The organism is Vibrio sp. 10N.222.49.C9 (assembly GCF_041474985.1).
GTDB lineage: Bacteria > Pseudomonadota > Gammaproteobacteria > Enterobacterales > Vibrionaceae > Vibrio > Vibrio crassostreae_C.
Genome location: NZ_JBFRVD010000060.1, coordinates 35,266 through 56,837 on the forward strand (window position 1 = coordinate 35,266; position 21,572 = coordinate 56,837).

Sequence of the window (21,572 nt, forward strand, 5' to 3'; positions counted from 1 at the left end):
AATCAGCTATTGAGCAGAAGGTTTGATTCCTAAACCGACTGGCTAATAGCTTTACTTGTCTATTCTTCGTGAATTCATAGTGGCTTTATTACCAAATGATGTAAACCCCAAAAAACGAACAATTTTAACTTTCTATTACATAAGCCGAATGAAACGAATAACAGAAGAAAATGAGTCGCGCTTGAAAAGAAGTGTTTTATGATGTGTAAAATGCAAAAAACCCGACAACTCGGAGAGTTATCGGGTTTCTTTAAATAATGGCACGCCCTGAAGGATTCGAACCTTCGACCACCTCCTTAGAAGGGAGGTGCTCTATCCAGCTGAGCTAAGGGCGCGCTACAGGAACGAATTATACGAATTCGAATCAGTAAAGCAACGGCTTTATGTAACATTCTGATCTAAGTGGGTAAAAAAAGGCCAACAAACATATAAGTGTTGGAAAATAGACCAAAGCAAACGTTTGCTTGATGGTAATCAAAAAGATTTTCTGGAATAATGCGCCAAAAACATCAGCCACTAACTTGAATATCAATACTAAGGAAATTCATGACTGCTCAAAATATTGATGGAAAGCTAATTTCTCAAACGGTTCGCTCCGAAGTTGCTGCACGTGTAAAAGCTCGTACTGAAGCTGGATTACGCGCTCCGGGCCTAGCGGTTGTTTTAGTGGGTGAAGACCCTGCTTCTCAGGTTTACGTTGGAAGTAAGCGTAAAGCGTGTGAAGAAGTTGGCTTTGTATCTAAATCTTACGACTTGCCAGCCACTGCGACAGAAGACGAATTGTTAACACTGGTAGACCAACTGAACGACGATCCAGAGATCGACGGTATTCTTGTTCAACTGCCTCTACCAGCAGGCATTGATAGCACTCACGTCCTTGAGCGTATCACGCCAGAAAAAGACGTTGATGGCTTCCACCCTTACAATGTCGGCCGTTTGGCTCAGCGCATGCCTAAGCTTCGCTCTTGTACGCCAAAAGGCATCATCACGCTGCTTGACCGTTACAACATCGACTTACGTGGTAAACACGCGGTTGTGGTTGGCGCATCAAACATTGTAGGTCGCCCAATGACGCTAGAACTTCTTCTAGCAGGTTGTACGACGACAACATGTCACCGCTTCACCAAAGACCTTGAAGGTCACGTGCGTCAAGCAGACGTGGTTGTAGTTGCCGTTGGTAAACCTAACTTCATTCCTGGCGCTTGGATTAAGAAAGGCGCTGTTGTGGTCGATGTTGGTATCAACCGTTTAGAATCTGGCAAACTAGTGGGCGACGTTGAATACGACGTAGCGAAAGAAAGCGCAAGCTTCATCACACCTGTGCCGGGTGGTGTTGGCCCAATGACGGTTGCGAGCCTAATCGAGAACACCATGATCGCTTGCGAGCAATTTCACTCGAAGTAGTCCGCAGCGCATATAAATAAAATTAGAAAGCCGCAACGTGATGAACGTTGCGGCTTTTTTGATGCTTTGGTACTTAGCTATTCGTTTTTACAACGGGGTGACTCGCTTTTGATGAAGTGCTCGTTGCTACTTATCTGGAGTCTCGACTTTTTCCGTCTGTTCAGAAGGCGGTAATAAACTAATAAGCTCACACTCCGTTGATATGAGTTTTTCCAACTCAGATCCTTGTGTAATTAAACGGAAATCACCGCCATTAATCACCCCAAGAGGAATGGCTTTAGGATACAAAGCGTTAAACTCTTTTAAATCAAATGCCTCGGTCAAACCTGTACTTTTAATTTGGCTACCCTGAGCCATCAACGAGTTAAGCTTAGAATAGGTGATCCCTTCCGAAAACAGACTTCTATTGCCATCGCGGCTCACTTGGTGCCTTTCATGTTTATTCTCTGAGGATTCAAGCTCAAACACCTTATTCTCACCAAACTCGTCTTGATAGTGCATGCTAACTAACGGGTTGGTTTGACGATAAGGCGACACGATCATCGCACGCCCTATTCCATCCAATTCCAGATTATTTTCAGCGTGGCTCGAAGCTGGGTTACCAAAATAAACATTCAAGTTTTCCATGCGCGCTAAGCGAATGCTTTCCCAGTTGGTATCGGCAAGCACACTGTTGATGTTGTGTGTCGCCAACACTTTGGCAAACTGGCGTGAAAACTGAGTCGCACCAAAGAAGATAACGCCTTGCGCTTTCTCTTGAGTGACCCCTAGCCTTCTCGCCCACCAACTCGCGGTAAGGCTCTGAATCACAACCGTACCGATGATGACCAAGAACACCATTGGCACCAGTAAATCTGCGCCTTCAATTAATTGCTTCTCTTGAAGTTTGATTGCAAACAGAGAAGAAACCGCGGCTGCAACGATCCCGCGCGGTGCCATCCAGCTCAAAAACCATTTATCCGCAGAGGTAAGATCCGTGCCGATCCCGCTGATCCACACACTCAAAGGACGCGCCACCAGCATCACTACCGCTAACAAGCCAACCCCACCCCAACCTATCGAGAGGAAGGTTCCGGAGTCGAGCCTGCTCGCTAACAGAATAAACAACGCAGAAATAAGTAACACGGTCAGGGTTTCTTTGAATTCGATGATGTCTTCGATATCCAAGCCCTTCACGTTGGCAAGCCAGATCCCCATGATGGTCACGGTTAATAAACCCGATTCTTCACTCAGATCATTAGAAAACGAGAACGCCGCCAACATTAGCGTCAGCACAGCCACATTACGTAAATAGTGCGGTACCCAATGCCCTTGCAGCATCTTGGCAATCAAATGGCCACCGATGATCCCTAAGCCTAAACCTATGACTAACGTCAGGCCCAGAGCTGACAGAACGTGTCCGGTAGGGTCGGCAGAAGAAACAATGTACTCGTAGACGAGAACCGCAAACAGAGCGCCAATCGGATCAATTACTATCCCTTCCCATCGCAAAATGCTGCCAAGAGAAGCTTTGGGCTGAATACTACGCAGCATAGGCACAATCACTGTCGGGCCCGTCACCACTACCAAGGCTCCGAATAGCGCCGCTAATGGCCAATTAAAGTTAACAAAGTAATAAGCACCGACCACGATACACGCCCATGTAATCAGCATGCCGACACTCACTAGATGAGTCACCATGCGACCATGGCCTCTGATCTCCTTGAAATTAAGCGTCAATGCGCCTTCAAACAGAATGATGGCAACACCTAATGAAATCAGCGGAAATAGCACTTCGCCAAAAATGGCATCTGGGTTAAGGACATTTAAACCGGGGCCCAATAGCAGGCCGACAATGAGAAGAGGGAGAATAGCGGGAAGACGCAAACGCCAGCCCAGAAGCTGACAGGCTAAAGACAAGAGTCCAATTAGCGCCAAAGAAGAAGTAATCGACAAATCCATTTATGCCCCTAAATAATTTGTGCCACACCCTGTGATACAAACCTATTTGCTAAAACAAGAAAGCCTACGTCATTAAACTATAGGCTCTCTTTTTCGTGCTGACCGAATATTATTGTGATTAATCAGTCACTTTACTATAGGGGAAATAAAGTGACTGACTCATCCACTCGGTGCTTAATGATTAAACTAGGTACTTACAGTGAAAGTACCACGCCAGCAATCGCGGCACTCATTAGGTTAGCAAACACACCTGCACAAATCGCTTTAAAGCCGTATTGTGAGATGAAAGAGCGACGCTCTGGTACCAAGCTACCTAAGCCACCGATAAGAATCGCCATGGTAGAGATGTTAGCAAAGCCACATAGAGCGAAAGTTACGATCGCTTGCGAGTGCTCACTTAGCGCCTCTTTAGCATCCATTAGTTGGATGAAAGCCACGAACTCGTTCACGACAATCTTGTTACCGATCAATGAGCCCGCAACCACAGCCTCAGACCACGGCACACCGATCAGCCATGCAACGGGTGCGAACACATAACCTAGTAGAAGTTCGAAGCTTAGGTTTACGCCAAACCAACCACCAACAATACCTAGCAAGCCATTCAGCATTGCAATCACACTGATAAAGGCAAGTAGTGTCGCCCCCACCGCAACGGCAATACGAAGTCCAGACATAGCCCCATCTGCCATTGCCTCAACTACGTTTGTTGCTCGTGGAATTTCAACGTCAGACTCAATATTTTCTTGAGCGTCATCTGCGCTACCTGGTACTAAGATCTTAGCCATCAATAGGCCAGCAGGTGCAGACATAAATGCAGCTGCGATCAGGTAATTTAGATCAACGCCAAGCGATGCGTAACCCACTAGCGTACCACCAGCGACAGAAGCCAAACCACACACCATCACAGCAAACAGTTGTGAATCCGTCATGTGCTTCAAGTAAGGCTTAACCACCAATGGAGCTTCAATCATGCCAACGAAAATGTTTGCAGTCGCAGACAGTGACTCCGCACGACCTGTGCCCAAAAACTTTTGTAGTGCGCCACCGATAAGGTTGATCACCTTTGGCATAAAGCCGATGTGGTACAAACCAGAGATCAGTGCAGAGAAAAAGATAATGATGCCTAGAACGTTAATCGCGAAAACAAATCCGTTATTCGTTAGGCCACCAAATAGGAAGTTAATCCCCTCTTGACCGTAGTTGATCAAGCTAGATACCGCACCTGTGGCTGCATTCAACGCTTCTTTACCCATTGGTACATACAGAACCAACAGCGCGAATGAGATTTGTAATAAGAAAGCCAAAGAGACTGTTCTTAGTGGAATATTTTTTCTGTCCGTAGATAGTAACCAAGCGGCAACTAAAATAGTGATAATTCCAAGTAGCGAAGCCATGTGCGTCAACCTAAAAGTTGTAGGTAGGAAAGGCGACGCATTCTATAGAGGAAATCGTTTGCGGCAAGCTGAGGTTGTTAATGTGATGTTGGGGTAATCACGATTTAACTATGAGTATAATTAAGTTATTGAATTTTAATAATTAACTTTGATTAAAAAGCGTACTTTTTCCATATGGAAATTATATTTATAGATTAGGAAACAGTTAGCGATGCAGTTCAACGCAAGTTTTGAGGTTTTTGTCCCAATACGTCGGCGACCCGATATGATCTTTAATGAACTCAATCACTGCCGAAAGCTTCTTCGGCATATTCTTTCGGCTCGGGTAAACGGCATAGAATGGCATTAATTGACTCGCTCTCCATTCCGGCAAAACTTGGATTAATTTGCCCGTTCTAAACTCTTCTTTTACTAAGTAAGTTGCTAAGTAAGCCACACCCCACCCTGATACGGCTGCGTCTCGCACGGCCTCAGCTAGATCCACCGAGTAATCACCCGCTACTTTAACGCTAAGGTTCTCTTGGCCATTATCAAATGCCCACGAGGTGTAATCTCGTTCACGGCTGCGATAGATAAGACAGTTATGGTCAATCAGATCAGAAGGCACATGTGGCGTCCCGGCCTTAATCAAATAGTCCGGTGATGCAGCCACCACAAACTGGCTGTCAGCCAATCGCTGAGCAATATAACCTTCTGGCAGATCTTCGTTGTTGGTGATCCATAGGTCCAGTCGCTCTTCAATCATATCCACCTTGTAGTCAAACAAGTGAACCTCGATTCTCAGCTGAGGATAAAGTTGTCTGAGCTGATCAATCGCAGGAATGATATGTAAAGTGCCAAATGACTGTGACAACCCAACACGCAATATTCCAGAGATGTCATCACGCTGGCTGTCCATATCCATTTGAGCGGCTTTTACCGTGTTAAACAGTTGCTCACAGTGCTGATAGAACACTTCCCCTGCTTCGGTCAGCGTTAAGCTACGTGTGGTGCGTTGTACCAACTTGATACCAATAGAGTCTTCAAGCAAAGCAACTTGCTTACTAATGTGAGACACCGAAACGTTCAAGCTTTTTGCAGCACTGGTAAAGCCTTCGTGCTTGATCAGCGCATGGAATATCACCATCTGTGCAGCTCTATCTGTTAGCACAAGATCACCTTATTAAATCTCTGAAATATAAAATCAAAAAGGACTCCGAAGAGTCCTTTAGTTCGTTCTGCCTATGGTAGGCCAAATGCTATTCAAAGCGACTTAGGTCTGTTAATCAAACTTAATTCTGTCGGCTAGATGGCTTACTGCCAAAGCAAAGTAGTAAGAACGATTCCACTTCATTAACACATTGTAGTTGTTGTAAATGAGGTACGAACGTCCGGTTTCATCATCCGGCATTATCAACCAAGCTTTAATGTCTTCATCAAGCGTTGGCAGTGGGCGATCGTCATAGCGTTTAATACCGAGTTCAGACCACTCTTTTAAGTATTTCGCTTTGTCTTCGTCTCGACCTTGTAAATCGATCGACACATTTGACGGAACATGAACCTGACGACCCCAAGTATATTTGTCATCCCACCCTGATTGGCTGAGATAATTGGCCGCCGAAGCAAATACGTCTTCTTCAGTGCCCCAAATGTCTTTCTTGCCATCACCACTGCCATCAGCGGCGTAAGCTAAGAATGAGCTTGGCATAAACTGAGGTTGACCCATCGCACCAGCCCAAGAGCCTTTCATCTCTTTTGGTGCAATATGGCCTTGATCAAGAATCTTCAATGCCGCCATCGCTTCGCTACGGAAGAAAGCTTCTCGGCGTCCTTCATAAGCCATGGTAGTTAGGGCGTCGATAACGCTGTAATTGCCCGTGAACTTACCAAAATTACTCTCAACGCCCCATAGCGCGACAATGAATCTTGGTTGAACACCATATTCATCACCAATACGCTTTAACGCGGTGTAATGCTCCTTGTAGAGTGACCTTGCTTGCTTCACTTTCCAATCTGGAACCGCTCGTGGAATGTATTCATCCAGAGTCAGTTTTTTCTCAGGTTGGTTTTTGTCGGCTTTTACCGCTCTTGGCTTAAACGTTACACCATCAAAGGCTTCATCAATGATCGCTTCAGAGATGCCTTCTTCACGGCCTTGTTGTTTTAGTTTTTCTACATATTGCTCGAAGCTCAGTTCTTCAGCTTGTACTGAACTTATGGTCAGGCTATTACCCAATAGTAATGCCGACACAGCCAATATGGTTTTCGAAAATTTACTCAACGATCACTCCTCCTTGAATTGAGGTGGCTATCACTCTTCGTCTTGAGATTTCTGTTGAGCTTTACGCTCTTTATGAAGCTCAAGTTCGTTAACTGGTGGTGGCGGAACCTGTAAAAAGAAACCATCGGTATTCAGTGATTCTTTCACTTTTTCGATGTTTACTTGAGCCAGTTTACGGCCATCCATTTTAATTACCATTACAAAACTAGGTTTACCAAACATTTGCATCAATGCGTCAGGAACTTGTGAAAAATCATCCTTCTTAGGGATATAAAGGTATGTTCCTTCTTTCTTTGAGCTTTTATATATAGAACACAGCATGACAAACCTTTTAATTGATTATGACTACAAAACTCTCACTTGCGAGATCAATAGTTTATGTTAGGGAAATATTGGGAACAAAACGTCCATTTGACAACAAGATTACTTGCTGTGCTTGGTTTGGGAATATAACATGATAAACCTAGTTTCAGGCAATGCCCTTTATTTTATTGATAAAGAAATTGTACCAATCCGCTATTGAGGTCCTGTAGTTTTTCGATGTCTAGTAACCCAGATCTAAAAGGTAGCAGCTTTACGCTATCTGTTTTGCACTTATCCGATGATCAAGTCGAAAATGCAGTCTCTTTTCTTCAAGAGAAAGTAGACCAAGCACCTACGTTTTTCGCTGCCGCACCTGTTGTTATCAACATCAGTAAAGTCGCGGGCGATATCGATTTTGTGCAACTTAAAAATGGTATATCTCAAGCGGGCATGATCCCGGTTGGTGTGGCTGGCTGTTCTGATAAGCGAATGCAAAACCTCGCTAAAGAAGCCGGTTTTGCGGTGATGACGGCAAGCAAGTCGCCGTCTCAAGCTCCAGCGAAAATGGCACCAATCAAGGTGATTAGAACCCCTATTCGTTCTGGTCAGCAGGTTTATGCGAAAGATGGCGATCTATTGATACTCAGCCATGTGAGTGCAGGCGCGGAAGTGATTGCCGATGGCAGCATCCATATTCATGGCACTTTACGCGGCCGTGCGATTGCAGGTGCAAGTGGTCAAACTGAAGCAAAAATAATTTGTAATGACTTACAAGCCGAGCTGGTTTCCATTGCTGGAAATTACTGGCTCAGCGATCAAATTGAAAGCGAGTACTGGCAGAAGAAAACCATGTTCAGTATGGCAAACGATGTATTACACGTTGATGTCCTCGCAATATAAGAGAAATAAAAGGAAAACAGAATGGCACGCATTATCGTTGTAACGTCAGGTAAAGGCGGGGTAGGCAAAACGACCTCCAGTGCAGCTATTGCCTCGGGTCTGGCTTTAAAAGGAAAGAAAACCGCAGTTATCGACTTTGATATCGGTCTGCGTAACCTAGATTTAATCATGGGTTGTGAGCGTCGTGTTGTGTACGACTTCGTTAATGTTATCAATGGTGAAGCGACGCTGAACCAAGCGATGATCAAAGACAAGCGCACAGAGAACCTGTTCATTCTTCCTGCTTCTCAAACTCGTGATAAAGACGCACTAACAAAAGATGGTGTTCGTCGTGTATTTGATGAACTGGATGAAATGGGCTTTGATTTCATCATCTGTGATTCTCCTGCGGGTATCGAACAAGGCGCTCTTATGGCGTTGTACTTCGCTGATGAAGCGATTGTAACCACCAACCCAGAAGTCTCTTCAGTACGCGATTCAGACCGTATTCTAGGTATTCTTGACTCTAAATCTCGTCGTTCTGAAGACGGCTTAGAGCCAGTGAAAACACACCTTCTATTGACTCGCTACAACCCAGCACGTGTAACTCAAGGTGAGATGCTCAGTGTTGAAGACGTTGAAGAAATCCTGCACATCTCTCTACTGGGTGTAATTCCAGAGAGCCAAGCGGTACTGAACGCATCGAACAAGGGTGTTCCAGTTATCTTTGACGAAGCAACCGACGCAGGTATGGCTTACAATGATACTGTAGAGCGACTACTGGGTAGCCAAGTTGACTTCCGCTTCTTAACGGAACAGAAGAAAGGCATCTTCAAACGACTGTTCGGGGGCTAATGCACAATGTCATTATTAGAGTTTTTTAGACCACAGAAAAAGACAACCGCAAACCTAGCCAAAGAACGTTTGCAGATCATTGTTGCCGAACGACGCAGCCATGACGACCCAGCGCCGTCTTACCTGCCGCAACTAAAAGAAGACATCTTGAAGTGTATTGCCAAGTACGTTGAGGTCGATCCATCAATGGTTGATCTGACTTTTGAACACAAAGATGACGACATCTCAGTGTTAGAGTTGAATGTTAAGCTTCCAGAAGAAGATCGATAATCTTTCTGAACAAGATTGGCAGGTAATACACTTGCTTGTATTGATTGAATAAAAAAGAGAGCCTAGGCTCTCTTTTTTGTATGTGCAGTTTATAACTGTAACTAAGTTAGGCTTTAAAGCAGCAAGCGGTTATTTGATCGCTTTACTCAGCTTTTCGCCAACTACATCTAAACGCCAGCCTTGCATAACATCAGGCAGCTTTTCTGGGTTACGATCGTGCTTCCACACCCAGCTTAACATTTGGTTAAGTTGCTTCTTCGATGCCAAGAATTCCGTCGCCAAACCACTGTGTTGTGATGCTGTTTTCACTTCATCTTTCAGCACTTTGAACAGTTGCTTGTAGCCAGGGAAGTCCATTAGACGTTCTACTGGTGCTGGGTACTCTTCTTCTGGTGTATGTTCCGCTAACTTTACGATTGAGCTGATCTTCGCACCATGGCGACGCACAGAGCGGTAATCAAAACCCTCTTGCTCCATGTGCTTGGGATCTTTCATCGCAAAACGCGCCACAGCCCATAGGTCTTGTTCTTTGAAGACAAAGTTCAGCGCTAAATCGCGCTTGATTGCTTCTTTTAGACGCCAAGTTGCTAGAGGTCGTAAGATCGCTAATTGCTTAGGTTTAAGCTGCCACGCCCCTTTAATATCAAGGTAGGCTGTATCTGGGTTTACTTTACGAATGCGCTTGGCAACTTGTAAATCAGACTCTTGCTGAGCCGCTTCCCACCAGCCAGCTTCCATCACTTTTTCTAGAAGCTTGTTGTACATTGGCATTAGGTAATGCACGTCTGCCGCTGCGTAGTCCAATTGCTTTTGAGAAAGCGGACGCGCTAGCCAGTCTGTGCGAGATTCACTCTTATCGAGATCGACACCGACAAACTCTGAAACCAGAGCAGCAAAGCCCGTTGATAAACCATGACCTAAGAAGGCTGCCATGATCTGCGTATCAACCATTGGTGTTGGTGTACAGCCAAATGCGTTCTGGAACACTTCCAAATCTTCACCGCACGCGTGCAGCACTTTCAATACTGATGCGTCTTTCAACAAGGTAACGAACGGTGTCATGTCATCAAGAGCAATAGGGTCAATCAGTGACAGCGTTTCACCATCAAATAACTGAATCAAGCCTAATTGAGGGTAATAGGTTCTAGTACGAACGAACTCCGTATCAAGCATAACGACATCGGCTTCACGTGCTTGTTGGCAAACTCGCTCAAGGTCTTTCAATTGGGTAATGATTTGATAATCCACAAAAACTCTCACAGGTTTCTATTTGATCGCCGGATACAAAAATGCCGACATTAACTGTCGGCATTCTAACACCATTTTTCAGCGCTCGCTTAGATTAAGCGCCTCAATGGTTTTGGTGCAGTACTTTCGCGCAAACGGGCTAATTATTCGCTAGCGCGTTTCGCAAGTTCTGCATCGTTTTCTTCACGCAGTACGCGGCGTAAGATCTTACCTACGTTAGTCTTTGGAAGATCATCTCTGAACTCGACTAATTTAGGGATTTTGTAACCCGTTAAGTGCTCACGACAGTGCGCGATAATGTCTTCTTTGGTCAGGCTAGGGTCACGCTTCACAACGTAGATCTTAACCAATTCACCAGACACTTCATGAGGTTGACCGATAGCTGCTACTTCAAGCACTTTACCATGCAGAGCCACAACGTCTTCAATCTCGTTCGGGTAGACGTTGAAGCCTGATACAAGAATCATGTCCTTCTTACGGTCAACGATGTACAACAAGCCTTCGTCATCAAACTTAACGATGTCACCTGTCGATAACCAACCGTCTTGATCGATCACTTCTTTGGTCGCTTCAGGGCGCTGCCAGTAACCTTGCATCACTTGAGGGCCACGAACTTGTAGCTCGCCTACTTGGTCATTAGCAATAACCTTACCTTCATCATCAACAATACGAACTTCTGTCGATGGTACTGGTAGGCCGATAGCACCTGTGTAGTCTTTCAGGTCGTATGGGTTACCCGTTACCAGTGGTGAACACTCAGTTAAGCCATAGCCTTCCAATAGGTGAATGCCTGTCGCTTTCTTCCATTGCTCAGCAACAGCGCGTTGAACCGCCATGCCGCCGCCAACAGATAGGCGTAGGTTACTGAAATCCAACTCGTGGAAATCTTCGTTATTAACTAGCGCATTAAACAAGGTGTTTACGCCGGTAATTGCGGTAAACGGAACCTTTTGCAGCTCTTTAATAAAGCCAGGAATGTCACGAGGGTTAGTAATTAGAAGGTTACGACCACCCATCTCAACAAACAGTAAGCAGTTCACCGTCAGTGCAAATACGTGGTAAAGCGGTAATGCCGTTACAACCAACTCGCGGCCTTCTTGCAGAACAGGACCGTAAGCCCCTTTCGCTTGAAGTACGTTCGCAATCATATTGCGGTGCGTTAGGATTGCGCCCTTCGCTACACCTGTTGTACCACCAGTGTACTGTAGGAACGCGATGTCATCACCCGCCATGAACGGTTTCACATATTGAAGACGACGACCTTTGTGCAGCGCTTTTCTGAATGAGATAGCACCCGGCAGATCATACTTAGGCACCATGCCTTTTACGTATTTCACTACAAAGTCGACAATTGTCCCTTTCGCGCGTGGCAGCATTTGCCCTAGGCTAGTTAGAACAACGTGTTTAACCGGCGTGTTATCAACGACTTTCTCTAGCGTGCTCGCAAAGTTAGATACGATAACAATCGCCTTTGCACCAGAATCGTTCAGTTGATGTTCAAGCTCACGAGGTGTGTACAGTGGGTTGACGTTCACTGCAATCATACCTGCACGCAATACACCAAATAGTGCAATTGGGTATTGCAGTAGGTTTGGCATCATTAGCGCGACGCGATCGCCCTTCTTCAGTTTCAAGTCATTCTGTAGGTAAGCGGCAAAAGCACGGCTGCGCTCTTCAAGCTTACGGAATGTCATAATCGAGCCCATGTTCTCGAATGCAGGTTGGTCCGCGTACTTCTGTACCGACTGTTCAAACATTTCTACAAGAGATGGGTACTGATCTGGGTTGATCGTTTCTGGTACGTCACTTGGATAACGTGAAAGCCAAGGTTTATCCACGATGTTACTCCTCGTTTATCAGCTGACGACTGCTTCGCCGCTTTTTATCATTGCGGTATTACAGCACAGCTTTAGTGCATGAGCACTAAAAGGCTCAAACACTTGTTTAAATTTTGTTAACTACACCAAGAATTAGCTCTGAAACTAACTCTGGGCTCTCTAAATGACAATGATGTCCGCCAGGAACAGTCTCTATATGCAGAGGACTATGCACTGATTTGTAGCGATTATGCTGCAAATATCGGAATCCATCATTTCCTAAAACTATTAATTGAGGGCATTCAATAGCCGCCATGATCGCTTCAGCGTGCGCCTGTGACATTCGATATAACGAGTCACATTTTAGGTTAGGGTCGCATCGCCATTGCCAAGAGTTATCTAACTCGACAATTCCTCGCTCGACAATAGGAGCAATTAATTCAGCATTGATTTGATTGGCGTGAGCTCTCAGCTTAATAGCATCCTCAAGGCTTGCCAGAGGACGTGAAGGCTTTCTTCGCTGTCGAAGACGACTGAGTACCCCATCTCTCAAGCGAGAAACCGTTTCTTGGGGAGCTTCTGAAAGAGGTCCGTGACCTTCAATTTGAATTAATCCTGACACCTTTTCAGGAAAGGCGGCACTATAGCAACTTGCTATCAATGCACCAAGTGAATGTCCTACCAGTACCAGTCTGTTTGGCGATAATTTAGTCACCAACTGATGCAAGTCATCTATATAATCATGAAATGGGTAGTAACTTCCCGATTTGTGCGACGAGAAGCCGTGTCCGAAGAGATCGATAGCAACAAGGTGAGCATTGGGCGCAAACTTGGCGACTTGCTGCATAACCTGATTAAAGCTGGACGAATTATCCAACCACCCATGAATAAAAACGACCGTCGTTGCGGTCGTTTGTGGGTTGCCAATCTGTTGTGTTGCAAGCGTCCCGCTCGCGAGGGAGTATGACTTTTCAATCATCAAACACTTAGTTCCATCTGTTTGCGCAATCAACGTCTAAAAAGTTAATTACTCTACGTCCTGTATCACTCGACCTTGTCTTGGCATCGTTTGAAAACTGCGACAATGTAAACTTCTGCACGAGTAGTAGGTTGGTGCAAAATCGTTAACAACAACACGCTCAGTGATGTTCCACAGTCGTTGGTTGTCCACTTTCATCACAGGGAAGATGTAAGGGTATTCCCCTATTTTTCCATCTTCACTTCCGCTTGACTGACCAACCAGTGTAATCAGACGGCCTTCTGCAAAACTTAGAGGCTCAACATACCCTTCAATATAACCAACAAAGCGTCCGCTTGGCTCTGCGTCTAGGTCTGGCTTACCGCTACTCGAAATCGGCATATTAGCAACTTCGATTCGAGTCTTATCTTTCAAGTTGGTTACTTTAGAGATAACGCCACCCAATCGAACACTTTTCGCCTCCGGTAGTTGGTCGACCCACTGTTGGTAATCACTAATTACAGGCTCTGATTTTGCTTCAAGTTCGCTAGGAAGTGATGAACACCCGGCAAGTACCAAGACACCAAGAGAAAGGGCTATTAAGCGTAATTTAGAGAGATAATTTGACATGGTTCTGGTCCTTAAACAGGCATTAATAAGAAGCTCTAGATGTAGATATCGACACCGATAAGCTTTGCAAGTTCTTCTTTCTTCGCCTGATTCATTACATCCATATACTCTTCGATAGCCTTACGTCCTCGGCCTTCTGGAAGATCATACTGGATTTGAGCCTTGTGTAGTTCAGACTCTTTAACTTGACGAATAGAGTGAGAAACAGCATTAGCGACCTTAGTCGGTTGCCCAACCGCAGTGCTAGCATCAGATTTTTTTGCCTGCTCCTTCTTTTTAATTCGATTCGGCTTAGACGTGCTGCCTATCAAAGAAGGAGGTAAGTTGTTAATTGATACCATGACTAAATATCTGCCCTCTCAAATCTAAATAATACGCATTTAGACCTAATTTGCATCAGAACCTTGTAAAAATTATTCGCGACCTGGCAGTTTCTTCCAAGTCACTTTGTCACGAAGATAAACTGGCTCAGATTCTTCTGCTGCAACCGCTTTACCTTCTGCGTAAGCAAATTGAGCAAGGAACGCCATATCTTGAGCTTCTGGGAATAGCACTTCACACGCTTTGGTGTTGATCGCAAGTGTATCCATATGCTCGGCATAAGCTTCCCAGCCGGTACCGACTTTCGCCCATATTTCAGAATCTGCTTCTAACTGCGCAGCCAGTTCACTTGGTGGCGTTACACATTCGGCATCAACCGCAGTCCAACGACCATCTTGTTCGCGGCTGTAACGAGCCCAGTACACTTCGCTCATACGCGCATCAATCGCTGTTGCTACATGAGTTTCACCAAATTTACGGTAGCTGCCTTGCGCCATCGCTGCCAGTGTAGAGACACCAATCATTGGTAAATCCGCACCAAAAGCCAAGCCCTGAGCAATACCAATACCAATACGCACACCCGTGAAACTGCCTGGGCCTTGGCCAAACGCGATAGCATCGATATCGGTTAAAGCGACATTCGCTTCTTTCAGTACTTCATCCACCATAGGTAGAATTTTCTTCGTATGGTCTCGAGGAGCCTCTTCGCTACGTGCGAACACCTGGTCACCAATTACTAATGCAACTGAACAGTTTTCAGTTGCGGTATCTACTGCAAGAATTTTCGCGCTCATTTGTGTCTCAAATATTCGTTATCTAATCTAAAAATAATGGCTAAACTCAACAATGCCAATTACTCAGCAGCGGTTGAATGGTCTTTAGCTAAGAATTCTTTAATGACCCCTAAGTCACGTGTACGAGGGATAGGCGGTAAACTCGCCAAAAATATGCCACCGTAATCGCGAGTCACCAATCGGTTATCGCAAATAATCAAAGCGCCATTATCGCGCTTGTCACGTATCAATCGGCCTACACCTTGTTTCAAGGTAATCACGGCGTCTGGCAACTGTACCTGTGCAAAAGGATCACCCCCTTTTAACTTACAGTCCTCGATTCGAGCCTTAAGTAAAGGGTCATCAGGGGCCGTAAAGGGCAATTTATCGATGATAACACAGCTTAATGCGTCGCCCCTAACATCTATCCCCTCCCAGAAAGCACCTGTAGCCACCAGCAATGCGTTACCTAATTCCATGAATTCGGCTAAGGTTTTTTGCTTGCTTGTCTCACCTTGCAGCAGAACGGGAACCGAGAGTGTTTCACGGAATCGCTCCCCCAACTCTTTCATCATGCTGTGTGAAGTACACAAGAAGAAACAGCGGCCTTGGTTTTGCTCAATCACCGGGGTCAGCATTCTTACTAGCTTATCGGCTAAGCCAGGGCTATTCGGTTCAGGAAGATAACGAGGCACACATAAACGTGCCTGATTCGGATAATCAAACGGGCTTGGCAGTGAAAACTGAGCCGACGGCTTTAAGCCAAGTCGAGAAGTAAAGTGATCGAAATCATCTGACACCGCCAAGGTTGCTGAGGTAAATACCCAAGCGCCCGGTTTAAGTTCGATTTGCTCATGGAATTTATCCGCAACCGACAGTGGTGTGATGTGCAAAGCGAATTGCCTTGGTGTTGTGTCATACCAATAGGAGTAACCCGTAATCGACACATCGCACACACGTTCGATACGCGACTTAATCATATTTGCGCGTTCGAAAGCGGTATCTAACAGCTGGCTTCGCCCCAATGCTAGCTTCAATACATCGACGGCCAGTTGCAACGCATCTTGTAGACGAACAAGTTCTCGTGCAATTGACTCAGACTTTAGTGCTTCACGCCAGTTACCACGAAAGCCGGTATCGCCCAACACAATGCGTAGGTCGGCAGCTGACTGAACGAGCCTGTCCCCCACCTTTTGTAACTGACGCATGTCTTTCGCTTCGGTTCGGTAGGCGATCTCGATGTCTTTAGCGAGCTCATTAATCTGTCGGCTCGACACGGACTGACCAAAGTATTGGCTGGCAATATCAGGAAGCTGATGGGCTTCATCGAAGATAAACACGTCTGCTTCTGGGATTAGCTCACCGAACCCGGTTTCTTTAATCGCTAAGTCCGCTAAGAATAGGTGATGGTTTACAACAACCACATCCGAATCCATCGCTTTTTTACGCGCCTTAAGCACAAAGCAATCGGTGTAGCTTGGGCACTCTTTACCTAAGCAGTTGTCGTTAGTGGAAGTAATCGTAGGAATGATTGGGCTGTCTTCAGCGATATCATCACAATCGCCTAAATCCCCCGTTTGAGTGGATGACGACCAACTACGAACTTTGACTAACTGAGCCAGCAGTGTTGGATCGGTATGAGCACCATGACTCTCGATCATTTGACGGCTGAGTCTGTCCAAACACAAATAGTTTGAACGTCCTTTAAGTAACGCAACCTGACCATAAAAGCCAAGCGCATCGACCATCAATGGTAAATCTCGGTGAAACAGCTGTTCTTGAAGGTTTTTAGACCCCGTACTAATGATGGTTTTCTTGCCACTAAGCAGCGCTGGCACTAAGTAAGCAAAGGTCTTACCGGTACCCGTTCCTGCTTCAACAACTAATTGGCTCTGTTGCTCAATAGCTTGTGAAACCGCTTCAGCCATGTCTAGCTGAGCTTGTCGTGGCTGAAACCCTGGGATCGCTTTACCCAGAGCACCATCAGCAGAAAACGTTTTAGATATCATAGAGTACGAAGTTTAGAAAATAGAAGACGAATTATGGCAGGTTTAGTGAGCCGGCGCGAATCAAGAATGACTTCGCACCGGAGGTGTTTGGTTTAGTTTGACGCGACTTAAGCTACCTTAAAGGTAAGAACTGAAGAAGTAAGAATTAGAGAGTCATTTTTATTTTCGACTGAGATAACGTGATAGCCAAGGAGCACCTTCAAAATGGTTATCACCAGGCTGTATGGCTTTCGCTGCATCGGTTGGTGAGGTCTTACTTTCCCACATTTCATCTAGAACATGACCATCTAATTCGGTACCTCTCGCCAATGAATTCACTCGCTTGCAGTACAGTTTTTTGGCTAGTAACTCTTTATCCATAAGTATCACCTCTATTTTTGGCCAAGGCGTAAATGCCTCGGTTGAAGTTCAAATGCGTACTACGGTCAAAACTTTTAAAAATGAAGCTTCTGCCTGTTTTTCTATCTAAAAACTGATATTTCTATATCAAACAATTTATCAAAGCGATAAATCAGCAGCAGAATTTGTTGAAACCAACTTGATAATAGATTAATTATAACGGTGATATTGCGGCTCAGTTCACCGTTCGACGGCCTGCATTAAATTTGAAGAATCCCTATTTCATATAATAAGTGCAACATTTCATGGAAGTAAGATGCAAATGGAAAGAAAAACTTTACTAACACATTGTACTGATGCCCCGGGCCTCATCTCTAAGATCACCAATATTTGTTATAAGCACCAACTCAATATTATTCACAACAATGAGTTCGTAGATAACACAAGTGGCCACTTCTTTATGCGCACCGAGCTGGAAGGCTATTTCAATGATGAAACCTTGCTTGCCGATTTAGACCAAGCCCTGCCACCAAATACGAAACGTAAGCTTGTTGATTCGTCTCGCAAGCGTGTTGTGATACTCGTGACCAAGGAAGCACACTGCCTTGGCGACATTCTAATGAAGAACTTCGATGGCAGCTTAGACGTTGAAATTGCGGCCGTTGTCGGTAACTACGACATTCTACAAAGCCTAACCGAGCGTTTTGACATCCCTTACCACCATGTTTCTCACGAAGGGCTAAACCGTGAAGAACATGAGAAGAAGATGCTAGAAGTGATTGACCAGTACGAGGCGGATTACCTTGTTTTGGCTAAGTACATGCGAGTGCTGACACCAGGTTTTGTTGAAAAATACCACCACAAGATCATCAATATCCACCACAGCTTCTTGCCAGCATTTATTGGCGCGAAGCCATACCAACAAGCGTATGAGCGCGGCGTGAAGATCATTGGCGCAACGGCACACTTTGTGACGAATGATTTGGATGAAGGTCCAATCATCAAGCAAGATGTTATCCCTGTGGATCACAACTTCAGCGCGAAAGACATGGCACAAGCCGGTCGTGACGTAGAGAAGAATGTATTAAGTAAGGCGTTAAACAAGGTGATCAATGATCATGTGTTTGTTTACGGCAACAAGACTGTAATTCTGTAAATCGGATATTCGATTTCCGGTAAGACTTCCAGTTAGAACCCAATAAAAAACGCGCAATAGGGAAAGCCCATCGCGCGTTTTTTGTATCTGATGATCAGACTCGCTTTGAGAGATTCCCGACTACGCTCCTTCGTCGCTATCGGGAATGACGAACTCGGTGATGAACCTTCGAGCTATAGGCTCTAACATACGCTCTCGAACGCTCAGTCTGTCACTATCCAAAGATAGACTCTGGAAAATTTCATCGAACACCCCGTCATTCCGACGAGCCAAGGCGAGATCAGGAATCTCTTTCCTAGCAACTCTCTATTCAAATTAAGCCTGTTCTGATTCCACAATCTTCTTCAAAGAGTGTGGATGCAGCTTGATGCAAATCCCTTGATGTTTAAAAGCCACTGTTGGGTTATTCAAGCGTTCACCCTCGCCTTTCGGGCTAGAGAGTTTGATCTTAACGCCTTGCTCACCCAGCGTTTCAAAGTTAGCAGCGAACTGCGGGTAAGTTTCTTTAAGATCCGCTAGATACTCATCAGCTGTTTGGGCATGAGAAGGAATCACAAACTCTACATGTTCCCAATCTTGGCTTGGGTAAATCTTACCTTCTGCTGGATATGGCAGCTCCAAACATTCAATTTTCCAGCCAAGGCTTTGCAAGGGTTCATCGAAAGCCAACACCACAATTGGACGACCATTAATCATCGCCTCAGAAATCATAGAGCCGTACTCAGACCACGCTTGATGGGCAGATTTCGCTAGCTCAGTGTCATTGATTCGCAGCGCAATATGATCCGCTTGAGCAAAGCTTAAATCCAAACCTAATGTATTTCCTAGGCTCTCGATTTTTGCCATAAAAGTATCAAGGCGGGCGATCATTTGTTGTGGTTCTAGTTCAGCTTGCTTCAGGCTCATCATCATTGTCTGTGTTCTCCAAATAATGGCTGCATGTTATCAGTTTTGCCTTTTGCAACAAGCGTTGCTTTTACAAAAAACACTCAATAACTATGTTCTTTTCGCTCCTTAAACATGCAAACGCGTCTTGCTAAAAGTCGATTGTCAAAAACCACTCAGGAAATGTTAATTTTCTATCAATTCGACCTATAAGAAACCGCACAAAATTGGTATGATTAACGCCATTTTTGTGAACTTAAACAGTGTCTGTTGTTCATTTCGGCATTAAATCGTTAACTAGATGCATAATTAACCAATTTAATGACCTCGAAATAACGGCCACTCTTATCATCCTTGAATTGAAGGAAACGCGTGTGAATATCCAAGCACTTATTAATGACAAAGTATCTCAGGCTCTAGAAGCCGCAGGCGCACCTGCAGGCTCTCCTGCGGCTGTTCGCCAATCTGCAAAACCACAATTTGGTGACTACCAAGCAAACGGCGTTATGGGCGTTGCTAAGCGACTAGGCACTAATCCTCGAGAGTTTGCTCAAAAAGTATTGGACGTTCTAAACCTAGACGGTATCGCTTCTAAAGTAGAAATCGCAGGCCCAGGTTTCCTTAACATCTTCCTAGATGAAGCTTTCCTAGCACAACAAGCAGACGCAGCATTGGCTGATTCTCGCCTTGGTGTTGCAGTAGCAGAAACACAAACAATTGTTGCGGATTACTCTGCACCAAACGTTGCGAAAGAGATGCACGTTGGTCACCTACGTTCAACCATCATCGGTGATGCGGTCGTTCGTACTCTTGAGTTCCTAGGCCACAACGTTATCCGTGCTAACCACATCGGTGACTGGGGTACTCAATTTGGTATGCTTATCGCAAACCTTGAGCGCGTTCAGGCTGAGTCTGGCGAAGTTTCAATGGAACTTGCTGACCTTGAAGGCTTCTACCGTGAATCTAAAAAGCTTTACGATGAAGACGAAGAGTTCGCAGTTAAAGCACGTGGCTACGTTGTTAAACTACAAAGCGGCGACGAGTTCTGCGCAGAGATGTGGAAGAAGCTTGTTGACGTAACAATGATTCAAAACCAACGCAACTACGATCGCCTAAACGTGTCTCTAACGCGTGATGACGTAATGGGCGAAAGCATGTACAACCACATGCTTCCAACTATCGTTGCTGACCTAAAAGAGCAAGGTCTTGCAAAAGAAGATGACGGCGCACAGGTTGTATTCCTAGACGAATACAAAAACAAAGATGGCGACCCAATGGGCGTTATCATCCAGAAACGCGACGGCGGCTTCCTTTACACAACAACCGACATTGCTTGTGCAAAATACCGTTTTGAAGAACTAGGCGCAGACCGCGTTCTTTACTTCATCGACTCACGTCAACACCAGCACCTAATGCAAGCTTGGACTATCGTTCGTAAAGCAGGTTACATCCCAGAATCTGTTTCTCTTGAGCACCACGCATTCGGCATGATGCTAGGTAAAGACGGTAAACCATTCAAGACTCGTGCAGGCGGTACTGTTCGTCTTGCTGATCTTCTTGATGAAGCCGAAGTTCGTGCAGCGCAGCTAATCGAATCTAAGAACCCAGAACTAGCAGAAGACGAGAAGAAAGCGATCGCGAACACTGTTGCTATGGCAGCGGTTAAGTACGCAGACCTTTCTAAGCACCGCACTACTGACTACGTGTTCGATTGGGACAACATGCTTGCATTCGAAGGCAACACAGCACCATACATGCAGTACGCATACACTCGTGTTGCTTCTGTATTTGCTAAAGCTGGCATTTCTATGGACTCGCTTGAAGGTGAAATCAAAATCACTGAAGAGAAAGAGAAAGCGCTTATCGCGAAACTTCTACAGTTTGAAGAAGCAGTACAGTCTGTTGCTCGTGAAGGTCAACCACACATCATGTGTAGCTACCTATTCGAACTAGCTGGTCAATTCTCTAGCTTCTACGAAGCTTGCCCTATCCTAGTTGCTGAAGACAAAGCTGTTAAACAGAGCCGTCTGAAGCTTGCTGCACTAACAGCGAAGACGATCAAGCAAGGTCTATCGCTTCTAGGTATCGACACTCTAGAGCGCATGTAAGCGATTCGAGATTCGAGATTCG

General features: G+C 45.2%; 20 protein-coding genes and 1 tRNA gene. 6 read left to right on the forward strand and 15 right to left on the reverse strand.

The window, feature by feature from the left end; translation table 11 throughout:
• Positions 1 to 258: 258 nt before the first annotated feature.
• Positions 259 to 335 (reverse strand) — tRNA-Arg (locus AB4585_RS20630).
• Positions 336 to 546: 211 nt separating this feature from the next.
• Here AB4585_RS20630 and folD point away from each other — a divergent pair.
• The gene (folD, locus tag AB4585_RS20635) at positions 547 to 1,404 is read left to right on the forward strand and encodes a bifunctional methylenetetrahydrofolate dehydrogenase/methenyltetrahydrofolate cyclohydrolase FolD (protein WP_017062367.1); all 858 of its coding nucleotides are present in this window, start codon (positions 547 to 549) and stop codon (positions 1,402 to 1,404) included.
• A gap of 126 nt (positions 1,405 to 1,530) precedes the next feature.
• On the opposite strand, the gene AB4585_RS20640 is transcribed toward folD, so the two are convergent.
• The 5 genes from AB4585_RS20640 to AB4585_RS20660 all read right to left on the reverse strand — a co-directional run bounded on the left by AB4585_RS20640 (position 1,531) and on the right by AB4585_RS20660 (position 7,320).
• Entirely contained in the window at positions 1,531 to 3,345 is a 1,815-nt protein-coding gene (locus tag AB4585_RS20640) for a cation:proton antiporter (protein ID WP_372110561.1), read from the reverse strand.
• 194 nt (positions 3,346 to 3,539) lie between these two features.
• Positions 3,540 to 4,739, reverse strand: a complete 1,200-nt coding sequence (locus AB4585_RS20645; RefSeq protein ID WP_017070735.1) for a NupC/NupG family nucleoside CNT transporter — start codon at positions 4,737 to 4,739, stop codon at positions 3,540 to 3,542.
• A gap of 205 nt (positions 4,740 to 4,944) precedes the next feature.
• Positions 4,945 to 5,865: a LysR substrate-binding domain-containing protein gene (locus tag AB4585_RS20650; protein WP_017067671.1), complete on the reverse strand. Its 921-nt coding sequence runs from the start codon at positions 5,863 to 5,865 to the stop codon at positions 4,945 to 4,947.
• Positions 5,866 to 6,000: 135 nt separating this feature from the next.
• Positions 6,001 to 6,999: a lytic transglycosylase domain-containing protein gene (locus tag AB4585_RS20655; protein ID WP_372125639.1), complete on the reverse strand. Its 999-nt coding sequence runs from the start codon at positions 6,997 to 6,999 to the stop codon at positions 6,001 to 6,003.
• Between the two features lie 30 nt (positions 7,000 to 7,029).
• Positions 7,030 to 7,320, reverse strand: coding sequence for a YcgL domain-containing protein (locus AB4585_RS20660; RefSeq protein ID WP_017062372.1), 291 nt, complete (start codon positions 7,318 to 7,320; stop codon positions 7,030 to 7,032).
• 219 nt (positions 7,321 to 7,539) lie between these two features.
• On the opposite strand from AB4585_RS20660, the gene minC reads away from it, so the two are divergent.
• From minC to minE, 3 genes are read left to right on the forward strand one after another with little or no spacing between them, the layout of a single operon-like run.
• Entirely contained in the window at positions 7,540 to 8,202 is a 663-nt protein-coding gene (gene minC, locus AB4585_RS20665) for a septum site-determining protein MinC (RefSeq protein ID WP_017063419.1), read from the forward strand.
• A 21-nt stretch (positions 8,203 to 8,223) separates the two neighbouring features.
• Positions 8,224 to 9,036 (forward strand): septum site-determining protein MinD, encoded by an 813-nt coding sequence (minD, locus tag AB4585_RS20670; protein ID WP_009848498.1) that lies wholly within the window; start codon positions 8,224 to 8,226, stop codon positions 9,034 to 9,036.
• 6 nt (positions 9,037 to 9,042) lie between these two features.
• Positions 9,043 to 9,306 carry a cell division topological specificity factor MinE gene (minE, locus tag AB4585_RS20675; protein ID WP_010436847.1) on the forward strand — a complete coding sequence of 88 codons (264 nt, stop codon included), beginning with the start codon at positions 9,043 to 9,045 and terminating at the stop codon, positions 9,304 to 9,306.
• A gap of 129 nt (positions 9,307 to 9,435) precedes the next feature.
• Here minE and rnd read toward each other — a convergent pair whose 3' ends face one another.
• The 8 genes from rnd to AB4585_RS20715 form a co-directional block, all read right to left on the reverse strand.
• Positions 9,436 to 10,554, reverse strand: coding sequence for a ribonuclease D (gene rnd / locus AB4585_RS20680; RefSeq protein ID WP_017062374.1), 1,119 nt, complete (start codon positions 10,552 to 10,554; stop codon positions 9,436 to 9,438).
• Positions 10,555 to 10,697: 143 nt separating this feature from the next.
• Positions 10,698 to 12,392 (reverse strand): long-chain-fatty-acid--CoA ligase FadD, encoded by a 1,695-nt coding sequence (fadD, locus tag AB4585_RS20685; protein WP_017062375.1) that lies wholly within the window; start codon positions 12,390 to 12,392, stop codon positions 10,698 to 10,700.
• Positions 12,393 to 12,498: 106 nt separating this feature from the next.
• Entirely contained in the window at positions 12,499 to 13,350 is an 852-nt protein-coding gene (locus AB4585_RS20690) for an alpha/beta fold hydrolase (RefSeq protein ID WP_372170777.1), read from the reverse strand.
• Between the two features lie 48 nt (positions 13,351 to 13,398).
• Complete coding sequence (locus AB4585_RS20695) at positions 13,399 to 13,959, reverse strand: Slp family lipoprotein (RefSeq protein WP_017067373.1); 561 nt, start codon at positions 13,957 to 13,959, stop codon at positions 13,399 to 13,401.
• Between the two features lie 35 nt (positions 13,960 to 13,994).
• Positions 13,995 to 14,300, reverse strand: a complete 306-nt coding sequence (locus AB4585_RS20700; protein ID WP_372158654.1) for a chromosome partitioning protein ParA — start codon at positions 14,298 to 14,300, stop codon at positions 13,995 to 13,997.
• Between the two features lie 72 nt (positions 14,301 to 14,372).
• Positions 14,373 to 15,074: a tRNA (adenosine(37)-N6)-threonylcarbamoyltransferase complex dimerization subunit type 1 TsaB gene (tsaB, locus tag AB4585_RS20705; RefSeq protein WP_017062379.1), complete on the reverse strand. Its 702-nt coding sequence runs from the start codon at positions 15,072 to 15,074 to the stop codon at positions 14,373 to 14,375.
• Between the two features lie 59 nt (positions 15,075 to 15,133).
• Positions 15,134 to 17,062 carry an ATP-dependent DNA helicase gene (locus tag AB4585_RS20710; protein ID WP_372154948.1) on the reverse strand — a complete coding sequence of 643 codons (1,929 nt, stop codon included), beginning with the start codon at positions 17,060 to 17,062 and terminating at the stop codon, positions 15,134 to 15,136.
• A gap of 159 nt (positions 17,063 to 17,221) precedes the next feature.
• Positions 17,222 to 17,422, reverse strand: a complete 201-nt coding sequence (locus AB4585_RS20715) for a hypothetical protein (protein WP_017062381.1) — start codon at positions 17,420 to 17,422, stop codon at positions 17,222 to 17,224.
• Positions 17,423 to 17,723: 301 nt separating this feature from the next.
• On the opposite strand from AB4585_RS20715, the gene purU reads away from it, so the two are divergent.
• Positions 17,724 to 18,557, forward strand: coding sequence for a formyltetrahydrofolate deformylase (gene purU / locus AB4585_RS20720; RefSeq protein ID WP_029235131.1), 834 nt, complete (start codon positions 17,724 to 17,726; stop codon positions 18,555 to 18,557).
• A 315-nt stretch (positions 18,558 to 18,872) separates the two neighbouring features.
• Here the strand turns inward: purU and AB4585_RS20725 are convergent, their stop codons facing one another.
• On the reverse strand, positions 18,873 to 19,469 hold the full coding sequence (locus AB4585_RS20725; RefSeq protein WP_017070298.1) for a VOC family protein: 597 nt from the start codon (positions 19,467 to 19,469) through the stop codon (positions 18,873 to 18,875).
• 347 nt (positions 19,470 to 19,816) lie between these two features.
• Here AB4585_RS20725 and argS point away from each other — a divergent pair, with 347 nt between their 5' ends.
• A complete protein-coding gene (argS, locus tag AB4585_RS20730) occupies positions 19,817 to 21,550 on the forward strand; it encodes an arginine--tRNA ligase (RefSeq protein WP_017062384.1) in 1,734 nt (577 codons plus the stop codon).
• The last annotated feature ends 22 nt before the right edge of the window (positions 21,551 to 21,572 follow it).

What these genes read in the sequence shown, in the direction of transcription:
- minE (WP_010436847.1), top strand. Translation starts at nt 9,043, where the DNA reads ATGTCATTATTAGAGTTTTTTAGACCACAGAAAAAGACAACCGCAAAC.
- AB4585_RS20710 (WP_372154948.1), bottom strand. Translation starts at nt 17,062, where the DNA reads ATGATATCTAAAACGTTTTCTGCTGATGGTGCTCTGGGTAAAGCGATC.
- purU (WP_029235131.1), top strand. Translation starts at nt 17,724, where the DNA reads ATGGAAAGAAAAACTTTACTAACACATTGTACTGATGCCCCGGGCCTC.
- AB4585_RS20695 (WP_017067373.1), bottom strand. Translation starts at nt 13,959, where the DNA reads ATGTCAAATTATCTCTCTAAATTACGCTTAATAGCCCTTTCTCTTGGT.
- tsaB (WP_017062379.1), bottom strand. Translation starts at nt 15,074, where the DNA reads ATGAGCGCGAAAATTCTTGCAGTAGATACCGCAACTGAAAACTGTTCA.
- AB4585_RS20700 (WP_372158654.1), bottom strand. Translation starts at nt 14,300, where the DNA reads ATGGTATCAATTAACAACTTACCTCCTTCTTTGATAGGCAGCACGTCT.
- AB4585_RS20715 (WP_017062381.1), bottom strand. Translation starts at nt 17,422, where the DNA reads ATGGATAAAGAGTTACTAGCCAAAAAACTGTACTGCAAGCGAGTGAAT.
- AB4585_RS20725 (WP_017070298.1), bottom strand. Translation starts at nt 19,469, where the DNA reads ATGATGATGAGCCTGAAGCAAGCTGAACTAGAACCACAACAAATGATC.
- minD (WP_009848498.1), top strand. Translation starts at nt 8,224, where the DNA reads ATGGCACGCATTATCGTTGTAACGTCAGGTAAAGGCGGGGTAGGCAAA.
- folD (WP_017062367.1), top strand. Translation starts at nt 547, where the DNA reads ATGACTGCTCAAAATATTGATGGAAAGCTAATTTCTCAAACGGTTCGC.
- AB4585_RS20645 (WP_017070735.1), bottom strand. Translation starts at nt 4,739, where the DNA reads ATGGCTTCGCTACTTGGAATTATCACTATTTTAGTTGCCGCTTGGTTA.
- AB4585_RS20640 (WP_372110561.1), bottom strand. Translation starts at nt 3,345, where the DNA reads ATGGATTTGTCGATTACTTCTTCTTTGGCGCTAATTGGACTCTTGTCT.
- AB4585_RS20690 (WP_372170777.1), bottom strand. Translation starts at nt 13,350, where the DNA reads ATGATTGAAAAGTCATACTCCCTCGCGAGCGGGACGCTTGCAACACAA.
- AB4585_RS20650 (WP_017067671.1), bottom strand. Translation starts at nt 5,865, where the DNA reads ATGGTGATATTCCATGCGCTGATCAAGCACGAAGGCTTTACCAGTGCT.
- AB4585_RS20660 (WP_017062372.1), bottom strand. Translation starts at nt 7,320, where the DNA reads ATGCTGTGTTCTATATATAAAAGCTCAAAGAAAGAAGGAACATACCTT.
- minC (WP_017063419.1), top strand. Translation starts at nt 7,540, where the DNA reads ATGTCTAGTAACCCAGATCTAAAAGGTAGCAGCTTTACGCTATCTGTT.